Origin of the sequence: Kitasatospora sp. NPDC059817 (genome assembly GCF_042731835.1) — a bacterium.
Classification (GTDB): domain Bacteria; phylum Actinomycetota; class Actinomycetes; order Streptomycetales; family Streptomycetaceae; genus Kitasatospora.
Window position 1 is genome coordinate 4,968 of sequence record NZ_JBHWIR010000106.1, and the last position, 9,556, is coordinate 14,523.

Sequence of the window (9,556 nt, forward strand, 5' to 3'; positions counted from 1 at the left end):
CGGGCCCCGCTCACTCTGGTCCTAGAGTGTTTCTTACCAGCCGACATATCTGTCTTGCAGGGGTTACTATATGGCGCATCCCTCTCGGCGGTGATGGCGGGGTGGTCGGCGGCGCGGGCCGGGGCGGGAGCGGAGGCACCGGCGGAGAAGCCTCCACCGGATCGCTCGGCGGAGCGGGCGGCGCGGGTGGGAGCGGCGCCGCGGGCGGGACCGGCGGGGTCTCGGTCGCGGGCGGCCGTACGCAGTCGACCGGCTGCGGACGCGGAGCCCCGTTCGTCGAAACCGCCGGCCACTCCAGCGGATCCGGCCTGGGCGGTACGGCCAGCGCCGATGCCGGCAACGGCGGCCGCGGCGCCAACGCCGTCCCCATCGGCGGCCCGGGCGGTGGCGGAGCAGGATCGCGCGGCGGCACGGGCGGCAGCGGCGGCACGGGCGGGACCCCCGCGACGATCACCCTGCCCACCGGCGTCACCCCGCCCGCCGACGCCGGACAGGGCGGCGCCGGCACCAACGGCACCGGCGGTGGCAGCGGTGGCAGAGGCGGCGACGGCGGCCAGAACCCGCCCGGCCCCGACGACCAGCCCGGCAACGGCGGCGCCAACGCCCAGAACGCCTCCGCAGACCCCGGAGGCAACGGCTACATCCTGATCACCTGGTAGCCACCCCGGCCACGCCCGGCCACACGAAGCGCCGGCAGCGCGGCCGGCTCCCGGATCGCGGTGGCTGAACCAGCGGACGGCGGCCGTGCCGGGCTCACGGCGGTGCCGGTCCCCGTCACGGTCCCGTTGCCGTCGCCCGTTCCGGGATGAACCGCAACGTCTCCCTGCCGGTACGGCACGGTTCCGGTGAGCGCAGCGGAGGCTGCGGCAACCTGGCTCCGGGCCAGGACGGACGCAACGGGTCGGGCTCCCACGGCAGTGAGGGCGGACTGGGCCAACCTGGCGGCCGGACGAACCGCACGGATGACAGGTGCCCCCGTGCCGGGAACGGCGGCAGCGGCGGTGGCGGTGGCAGCTGGGGAGGGCACGGGTACGCCGGCGCCCGGGGCGGCGACGGCTGCATCCTGCTGACCATACACTGAGCGACTTCGCCCCGCCGGCCCTCTGAGTTGCCCGCCGTGGACACGGCCCCGGAACCGAACGCGCCTGTGGACAGGGCCGTGGGGTTCCCGTCGACCGGAAGCGGGTAGGGACCGGTCCGCGTGTTGCCCGCGCACCAGGGTGGGCGGCCCGTACGGTGGGGCTCCCCACGTGCGCCCGCGCGGGTACGGCCGTTGGCGCCCGCACACCGTGGCGCGGCGGCCAACTCCCCTGTGAGCGGTACGAGTCACGGAGGTGCAGTCGTGGAGCAGTGGACCAGGCGCGAGGACGAACGGCTGCTCACCGGCCGGGGCCGCTTCGTCGCCGACATCGAGGTGCCCGGGTGCCTGGACGCGGCGTTCGTGCGCAGCGGCGTGGCCCACGGTGTGCTGCGCGGGGTGGACTGCGCTGCCGCCCGGGAGGTGCCGGGGGTGGTGGGGGCCTGGTCCGGCGCGGATCTGTCGGAGCCGGGACCGCCCGGGACGGCGGCCTCCGGCTTCCAGGGGCTTCCGGCGGTGCCGTACACGTTGTTGGCCGGACTGTCCACGGAGGAGGCCGTGGCGGGCCGGGAGTGGCCGGCGCTGGCGAGGGACCGGGTGCGGTATGTGGGCGAGGCGGTGGCGGTGGTGCTGGGTGAGGACCGCTACCGTGCCGAGGACGGAGCGGCGGCGGTGTCCGTCCGGGTCGATCCGCTGCCCGCAGCAGTCACCGCGGGCGCGGCGGCGACGGACTCGGTCCGGTTGTTCGAGGGCCTGAGCAACACCGTCTTCCGCGGGGAGGCCGGGCGGCCGATCGACGATTCGGTGTGGCGGCGGGCCGCGGTGGTGGTGGAGGGCCGCTACCGCCAGCAGCTCCTGCTGCCCTCCCCGATGGAGTGCCGGACGATCCTCGCTGTGCCCGAAGGGGGTCGGCTGACGGTGTGGTCGGGGCACCAGATGCCGCACCGGCTGCGGCGCGAACTGGCGGCGCTGCTGGGGTGGCCGGTCGACCGGGTGCGCGTGGTGGTCCCGGACACCGGCGGGGCGTTCGGGTCGAAGAGCGCGGCGTGGCCGGAGTTCGTCGTGGTCGCCCACCTGGCGGTGCGGCTGGGCCGGCCGGTGCGGTGGATCGAGGACCGGCTGGAGTCGATGACGGCCGCGTCCCGGGGCCGGGGGCAGGACCAGCGGGTGCGGCTCGCCGCCGATGCCGAAGGACGGCTGCTCGCCTACGAGTTGGAGATTGAAGCCGAGGTGGGCGCCTACCCTCAGCTCGGTGCCGGGCTGCCGATGCAGACCGCCTTGATGGCCACCGGCCCGTACACGACCCCGCAGGTGCACGCGACCGTCCGCTCGGTGCTGACCAACACCATGGTGACGTACCCGTACCGCGGTGCCGGCCGACCGGAGGCGGCGATCGCACTGGAGCGGGCCATGGACCAGGTGGCTCGTGAACTCGCCATCGACCCGGCCGAATTGAGGCGGCGCAACTTCATCCCGCCGCACCGGTTCCCGTACCGGACGCCCACCGGCCGGTGCTACGACAGCGGGAACTACGCCGCCGCGCTGGACCTGGCGCTGGAGACCCTGGACTACCCCGGGTGGCGGGCCGAACAGGCCCGGCGCCGAACGGACCCTGACGCCCTGCCGCTGGGCATCGGCCTGTCCTGCTACGTGGAACGCTCCGGCGGGGAGCCGGGCGGGCTCCACGAGTTCGGCGGCGTCGAGGCCGCAGCGGACGGCACGGTCCTCGTCCGGTGCGGCGCGGCCCCCGCCGGCCAGGGGCACGAGACGGTCTTCCCCGCGCTGGTGGCCGAAGCCCTGGGCGTGGACCCGGGCCGGGTCCGGCTGGTCGAGGGGGACACCGACGAGCAGCCCGAGGGAATGGGCTCCTTCGGCAGCCGCTCCGCCCAGGTGGCCGGTGCGATGCTGCGGCACGCCGCGCAGTTGCTGCTCGACGAGGCACGCGAGCGGGCCGCGCGGCTGTGGAGCGTTCCCACCGAGGCCGTGGACTGGTCCGACGGCGCCGCGCGCCTCGCCCGTGGCGGCTCGCCGGCGATCGAACTGGCCGAGCTGGTGCGGGCGACCGGGCCGCTGCGGGTGGACGACCGGTTCGAGGCGGGCATGGCCTTCCCCTTCGGCGCCCACGCGGCGGTGGCCGAGGTCGATCCCGAACTGGGCACCGTACGGCTGCTGCGGGTGGTGGCCGTGGACGACTGCGGCGTGCAGCTCGACCCGGTGATCGTGCGCGGGCAGGCCTTCGGGTCGGCGGTGCAGGGCATCGGCCAGGCCCTGTACGAGGGGATCCCCCACCGGGACGACGGCGTACCGCTGTTGGCCTCCGGGCTGCTGGACTACCTGCTGCCGACCTTCACCGAAGTGCCGGCCATCGAGGTCAGGGACACCTGCACCCCGGGCCCGGGTACGCCGCTGGGCGCCAAGGGGGCGGGCGAGTCGGGCTGCATCGGCACTCCGGCCGCGGTCGTCAACGCCGTGGTCGACGCGCTGCGGATCGCCGACCCCGACCTGTTGCAGATGCCGCTCACCCCGGACGTGGTCTGGCGGGCGGCCCGTGCCCCGAAGCTTGTGGAGGCGGCTCGGTGAAGCCGGCCGCCTTCGACTACGCCGTACCGCGCACGGTACCCGAGGCCGTCGAGGCGCTCAGCTCCGCGGACGGGACGGCCCAGGTGCTCGCCGGCGGGCAGAGCCTGATCCTCGACATGCGCCTGCACCGCGTGCGCCCCGGGCTGGTGGTCGACATCAACCGCGTCCCGGGACTCGACCGGATCGACCCGGACGGCGGCACCCTGCGGGTCGGCGCCCTGGTACGACACCGCGCGTTCGAATCGGCACGGGCCGTCCCCGACCCACTCGGTGCACTGTTCGCCCGCGCGGCAGTCCACATCGCCCACCCTCCCATCCGCTCGCGCGGCACGATGGCGGGCAGCTTCGCCTGGGCGCACCCCGCCTCCGAGTGGTGCGCCGTGGGCGCCGCCCTGGACGCCGACGTCGAGCTGTCCGGCCCGCGGGGCACGCGCACGGTCGCGGCCCGGGACTACTTCCAGGGGGCGCACCTGACCGCGCGCCGACCGGACGAACTGCTCACCGCGGTGACCTTCCCGCTGCTCGGCGAGGACACCGGGGTCGGCTTCACCGAGCACCGCCGTACACACTTCTGCTTCGCCCAGGTCGCGGTCGCCGCCGCCCTGACGGTGCGGGACGGGGTGGTCGCCGAGGCCCGGATCGGGCTGGCCAACTGCGCCGACCGGCCGCTGCGGGCCCGCGCCGCCGAACAGGCGCTGATCGGCGCCGAGGCCTGGGCACCCGTCGGCGGACACCGGCTGCCCGACGGGCACCCGTTCGTCCGGGCCGGCGGGATCGCGGCGCAGCAGGACGCCGCCCCCGTGCCGGAGCCGTACGCCGACACCGAGTACAAGCGGCACGCCGTCGCGGTGCTGGTCGCCAGGACGCTGCACCAGGCGGCACGGGACCTGCGTTCCCGCCGCGCCGAGCCGGACGGAGACCGCGCATGAGGATCACCCTGACCGTCAACGGCGAAACGCACCGGCTCGACGTGGAACCCCGCCGCATCCTCGCCGACGTGCTGAGGGAGGACTGCCGGTTGACCGGCACCCACCTGGGGTGCGAGCACGGCGTCTGCGGGGCGTGCACGGTCCTGGTGGACGGTGAGGCGGTCCGCTCCTGCCTCGTGTTCGCCGTGCAGTGCGACGGGAGTTCGGTGGGCACCGCGGAGGGCCTCGCCGGGCCGGGCGGCGAGCCCCACCCCCTCCAGCGGGCGTTCTCCGCCGAACACGCCCTGCAGTGCGGCTTCTGCACCCCGGGGTTCCTCATGGTTGCCGCCGGCGCCTTGGCGGCCGACCCCGGCCTCACGGACTCCCCCGAGAAGGTCGACGCCCTGGTCGGCTCCAACCTCTGCCGGTGCACCGGCTACGAACCCATCCGCCGCGCGATCCTGCGGGCCGCCCGCGAGCAGAACGCGCCGCGCCCGGACGACATGCGGGATCCGCCGCAGCGACCGTCCGCTCACAACCGCCCGTAGAAGACATCTCATGTGGAGAGTCGGCGGGTGCAGATGGGGGCTGCGGCGGTGCCGGCGAAGGCGGCGAAGTGGTCGGCCTTGCGTTCGTAGCGGCGGTGCAGTCGACGGAAACCGCCGAGCCAGGCGGTTGATCACCCAGCGGTGTCGGCCGAGGCGTTGCCTGCGGCCCGAGACAGGCTCGCCCGGTTGGTCAGAGGAGGGCGCCGCCGGAGACCTCGATGCGCTGGGCGGTCATCCAGCGCAGGCCCTCGGAGGCCAGCGTGGCGATGGCGTCGCCGATCTCCTCGGGTTCGCCGACACGGCCGAGCGCGGTCTGCCCGGCCAGACCCTGGCGCATACCGGCGTCATCCCGCATGGCACCGCCGTTGAAGTCGGTGGCGGTCGGCCCCGGGGCAATGGAGTTGACCCGGATACCTCGGGGGCCGAGCTCTGCGGCCAGAGTGCGGCTCAGCGCCTCGACGGCGGCCTTCGAGGCGGAGTAGACCGAGGTCGCGGGACTGGTGTGGCGAGTCAACGACGACGAGACGTTGATGACGTGGGCGCCCTGCGCCAGCAGCGGCACAAGCGACTGGATGAGGAAGAACGTGCCCCGCACGTTCGTGCCGAACACCGTGTCGAAGTCGTCGGCCGTGACAGCTTCCAGCGGACCGAAAACGCCAACCCCCGCGTTGTTGACCACGATATCGAGCCGCGAGGCCCCCCAGCGCTCAAGCAGTGCGCTCAGCTCGGAAGTGAAGGCTCCGAAAGAGGAGACGTCGCTGATATCGAGACGCATGACAGCGGCAGTCCCACCCGCGGCGTGCACTTGCCGCGCCGCTTCCTCGGCCCCGGCTACATCACCGCGATGAGTGACCACGACCCGCACCCCGCACGCCGCCAGCGCGAGAGCTGTACTCCGGCCCAGGCCACGGTTCGCACCGGTCACCAAAGCGATCCTGTCGGCTGTCATCAGCTGCTCCCTCATCGCACGGCACCAGAGAGACATCGGGCACCGCCATCAGATGCGAGTCGGTTGACTCGCCTTTCCATTGCAGCGTAGGCACAGCAAAAGAGGCGAGTCAAGTGACTCGCCTCGGATTTGGGGCATACTGCACGCATGGCAGCAGAGCTCTCCGCACACCACCGCCGTCTCGCCCAGCAAAAGCGCGAGGCGATCATCTCCGCAGCCACGGACCTCTTCCTGAACCGCGGCTACGACGGAACCTCCCTCGCCCGCATCGCCGAAGGGGCGGCCGTCTCGAAGTCCACCCTGTTCAAGCAGTTCCCCACCAAGGCAGCCCTCTTCGAGGCCATCGTCACCGAGTCCTGGCAGCGTGACACCGCGGACACTGTCGCGCGCCCTCAGGCCGGAGACCTGCGCTCCGGCCTGACCTCCATCGGCCACCGCTACGCCGACCTGATCGGCCGGCCCGGCATGACAGCCCTGTTCCGCATCGTCATCGCCGAGCTGCCCCGCTTCCCCGAACTGGGGCAGATGCAGTTCCAACTCGGCAAGCTGCCCTACTTCACCTCGGTCCAGCACTACCTGGAGTCGGAGCACGAGGCCGGCAACGCCGACGTCCCGGACGCCGAGAGCGCCGCCAACCAGTTCCTCGGGATGATCGCCAACTACGTCCTGTGGCCCCGCATGCTGCTGACCGACTGGAACCCCTCAGCCTCTGACATCCGCTACGCCGTCGAGCAGGCCGTAGAGACCATGTTCGCCCGCTACACCTCCGATCGACCGGCCTGATCCGAAGCTGGAATTCGCACGCCGCCACCCCAGTGCTGGAGGGGCCCGTGGAGCCGTGATCGTGCGGGCCGTCGCCGTCGGCAAACGATGGCGAGCTCAAGCGGTCAGCGCATCACCGCTGTTGAGGAGGCGAGACGGCCAGCCGTGCGCCGGGAGGCAACCACGGATGCGCGCGCAGTCCATCCCCCTGCCCCGCGCCGGACTAGCCTCGGCCTCCCCACGCAGGCCGACGACCCCACGCGATCGGCACCGGGCACGGAGGCCGGCTGCGACCCCACACCAGACGAAGGCCGGCGCAACGATGACCGATCTCCGCGACGAGCAACCACACAGCGCCCCGGACGCCTTGTGGTGCCCCTTCCCCTCCCTGACGAACCCCCACGCCGAACAGGCCGACCGGCAGAGCCTGGACTGGCTGGCGCGCCACCGGCTGCTGGACGGTCGGCTACGGCAGTCCGACCGGATCGGGCGCCAGCGCAGCGGCCACCTGGCCGCCCGGACCAACCCGGAGGTCTCCGCCGAGATGCTGCGCCTGCTGTCCGACTGGTACGTGTGGCTCTTCGCCTTCGACGACGGGTACTGCGAGGACCGTGAACGCGGCCACCGCCCAGGGCCGTTGGCCCGCACGACCGCTCTCCTCGCCCGGGTGATCGACCCCGAGCCGCCCGGCGACGAGATGCCCGGACCGGCCGGCGCCTACGCGGTGGCCCTGCGGGAGATCCGGGACCGGGTCGCCGCACAGGCCTCGCCGTCACAGCTGTTCCGGTGGGAGTGCACGGTCCGCGACTACCTCTCCGCCCAGGTGTGGGAGGCCGCCAACCGCGAGGCGGGCACCGTACCGGGCCCGTCCGAGTACGTGGCCATGCGCAGGCACGCCGGGGCGACGTACACCTGCCTCGCCCTGGTCGACATCGCCGCCGGCTACGAAGTCCCGGCCGCGGAGGCGGACGGGCCTTCGCTGCGCAGGCTCAGGGACCTCACGGCGAACCTGGTGAGCTGGGACAACGACCTGTACTCCCACGCCAAGGAGACCGCGGGCGGCCAGAGCCGCCACAACCTGGTCGAGGTCCTCGCCCGCCACCACCACTGCTCTCCGGCCGAAGCCCGACGGTCCGCCGTCGCCATGCGTGACACCGAGATGCGCGCGTTCATCGAGCTGAGCCGAACCATCCACACGGACGGCAGCGCCGCGGCCTCGGCCTACGCCCGCAGCCTCGGGCTGTGGCTGCGCGGACACATCGACTGGTCCCGCGACACCTCCCGGTTCGACGTGCCGGCCCACGCGGCGGGGCACTGATGCGCGAGGAGGACACCCCACCCGGCACCGCACCGTGCGCGCCGCGCCACCTGCCCCTGCTCGGACACCTGCTCCCACTGCTCACCCACCCCGTACCCTTCCTCCAGTCGCTGGCCGACCACGGACCGGTGGTGCGGATCCACCTGTGGCGCAGACCGGTTCACGTCCTCACCGATCCCGAGCTGGTCCACCGGCTGCTCGTTCGGGACGCCGCGAAGACCGAGAAGGGCTTCGTCTTCGACAAGGCCCGCGGCCTGCTGGGCAACGGCCTGTTCACCTCCGAGGGCGCGTTCCACCTCCGCCAGCGACGCCTCGTCCAACCGGCCTTCCACCGCGACAGCATCCACCGGTACGCCGCCCTGACCACCCGACTGGCAGCGGCGGCGGTGACCCGCTGGGAGCCCGGGCAAGCCGCGCCGATCGAGCCGCGGATGCACCGACTCGCCCGGGACGTCGTGGTCGAGGCACTGTTCGCCACCCGCCTGGGCCACGCCCAGAAGGCCCGGATCGACCGGGCCGTGCCCGTGGTCCTCACCGGATTCGTCCAGCGGGCGCTCTACCCGTCACCGCTGCTGGAAAAGCTGCCCGTACCGGCCAACCGGCGCTTCGACACTGCGGTCCGGGACCTGCGCACCGTCGTGGACGAGATCATCGCCCAGGCCGCCGCCCCGTACCAGGGCCCGGACGACACGCTGCTGTCCCTACTGCTGACCACCCGCGACAAGGAGACCGGCCTCGCCATGGCGCGGGCCCAGGTCCGGGACGAAGCGGTGTCGCTGCTCCTGGCCGGCACCGAGACGACCGGCACCACGCTCGCCTGGTTCTTCCACGAACTCGCCCGGCACCAGGACCTGCAGGACGAGCTGAGCGAGGAGGTGCGCGCCGTCGCCACCGACGGCGCCGTGCCCCCTGGCGACCTACCGCGCCTGGAGCGCACGGGGCACGCGCTCAGCGAGACCCTCCGCCTCCACACCCCCAACTGGATCCTGATGCGCCGGGCAGTGGCACCGCTCCGGTACGGCGGCATCCTCCTGCCCCCGGGGGCGGAGGTCCTCTTCAGCCCGACCGCGCTGCACCGCTCCCCGCGGCTCCACCCCGACCCCTTGCGATTCGATCCCGACCGCTGGCGCCGTCCTGCGGGCCACGCCCCACCCAGACTGTTCATCCCCTTCGGCGCGGGCCACCACAAGTGCGTCGGCGAGTCCTTCGCCTGGGCCGAGATGCTCGTCGTCGCCGCAGCCGTCCTCGCCCGCCTACGGCTCAGGCCCGCCACCGCCACCCCCCTCCGGGAGAGCGCCACCGCCGCCACCATCCGCCCGCGCGGCCCGCGGGGGGAGGCGCCCCCACCCCGGGCGGAGGGGGGGGGGGGGCGCGGGGGCCCCCCACGACGCCCGCGGGGCGGGGGCCCAGGGG

At 73.6% G+C, this 9,556-nt stretch carries 8 protein-coding genes and 1 pseudogene; 7 read left to right on the forward strand and 2 right to left on the reverse strand.

The annotated features are described in order from the left end of the window. Positions 1-101 precede the first annotated feature (101 nt). From ACFV61_RS22180 to ACFV61_RS22195, 4 genes are all read left to right on the forward strand, one after another. Positions 102-659 (forward strand): hypothetical protein, encoded by a 558-nt coding sequence (locus ACFV61_RS22180; protein ID WP_380493511.1) that lies wholly within the window; start codon positions 102-104, stop codon positions 657-659. A gap of 683 nt (positions 660-1,342) precedes the next feature. Continuing rightward, positions 1,343-3,658 carry a xanthine dehydrogenase family protein molybdopterin-binding subunit gene (locus tag ACFV61_RS22185; protein ID WP_380493513.1) on the forward strand — a complete coding sequence of 772 codons (2,316 nt, stop codon included), beginning with the start codon at positions 1,343-1,345 and terminating at the stop codon, positions 3,656-3,658. Further along, positions 3,655-4,587 (forward strand): FAD binding domain-containing protein, encoded by a 933-nt coding sequence (locus ACFV61_RS22190; RefSeq protein WP_380493515.1) that lies wholly within the window; start codon positions 3,655-3,657, stop codon positions 4,585-4,587. The genes ACFV61_RS22185 and ACFV61_RS22190 overlap by 4 nt, the downstream gene beginning before the upstream one ends. After that, complete coding sequence (locus tag ACFV61_RS22195) at positions 4,584-5,114, forward strand: (2Fe-2S)-binding protein (RefSeq protein WP_380493517.1); 531 nt, start codon at positions 4,584-4,586, stop codon at positions 5,112-5,114. Before ACFV61_RS22190 ends, ACFV61_RS22195 begins: the two co-directional genes overlap by 4 nt. Before the next feature lie 8 nt (positions 5,115-5,122). On the opposite strand, the pseudogene ACFV61_RS22200 reads toward ACFV61_RS22195, so the two are convergent. Together ACFV61_RS22200 and ACFV61_RS22205 are read right to left on the reverse strand one after the other, a co-directional pair. Further along, positions 5,123-5,273: pseudogene (locus ACFV61_RS22200) on the reverse strand (IS5/IS1182 family transposase); the annotation flags it as partial. Positions 5,274-5,304: 31 nt separating this feature from the next. Next, positions 5,305-6,063: an SDR family NAD(P)-dependent oxidoreductase gene (locus tag ACFV61_RS22205; protein WP_380493519.1), complete on the reverse strand. Its 759-nt coding sequence runs from the start codon at positions 6,061-6,063 to the stop codon at positions 5,305-5,307. A 147-nt stretch (positions 6,064-6,210) separates the two neighbouring features. On the opposite strand from ACFV61_RS22205, the gene ACFV61_RS22210 reads away from it, so the two are divergent. The 3 genes from ACFV61_RS22210 to ACFV61_RS22220 form a co-directional block, all read left to right on the forward strand. Next, positions 6,211-6,846 (forward strand): TetR/AcrR family transcriptional regulator, encoded by a 636-nt coding sequence (locus tag ACFV61_RS22210; protein ID WP_063352069.1) that lies wholly within the window; start codon positions 6,211-6,213, stop codon positions 6,844-6,846. A 301-nt stretch (positions 6,847-7,147) separates the two neighbouring features. Further along, a complete protein-coding gene (locus ACFV61_RS22215; protein ID WP_380493521.1) occupies positions 7,148-8,143 on the forward strand; it encodes a hypothetical protein in 996 nt (331 codons plus the stop codon). Continuing rightward, positions 8,143-9,556 (forward strand): cytochrome P450 (locus ACFV61_RS22220; RefSeq protein WP_380493522.1); only part of this gene is annotated, 1,414 nt, incomplete at its 3' end. The genes ACFV61_RS22215 and ACFV61_RS22220, both read left to right, overlap by 1 nt.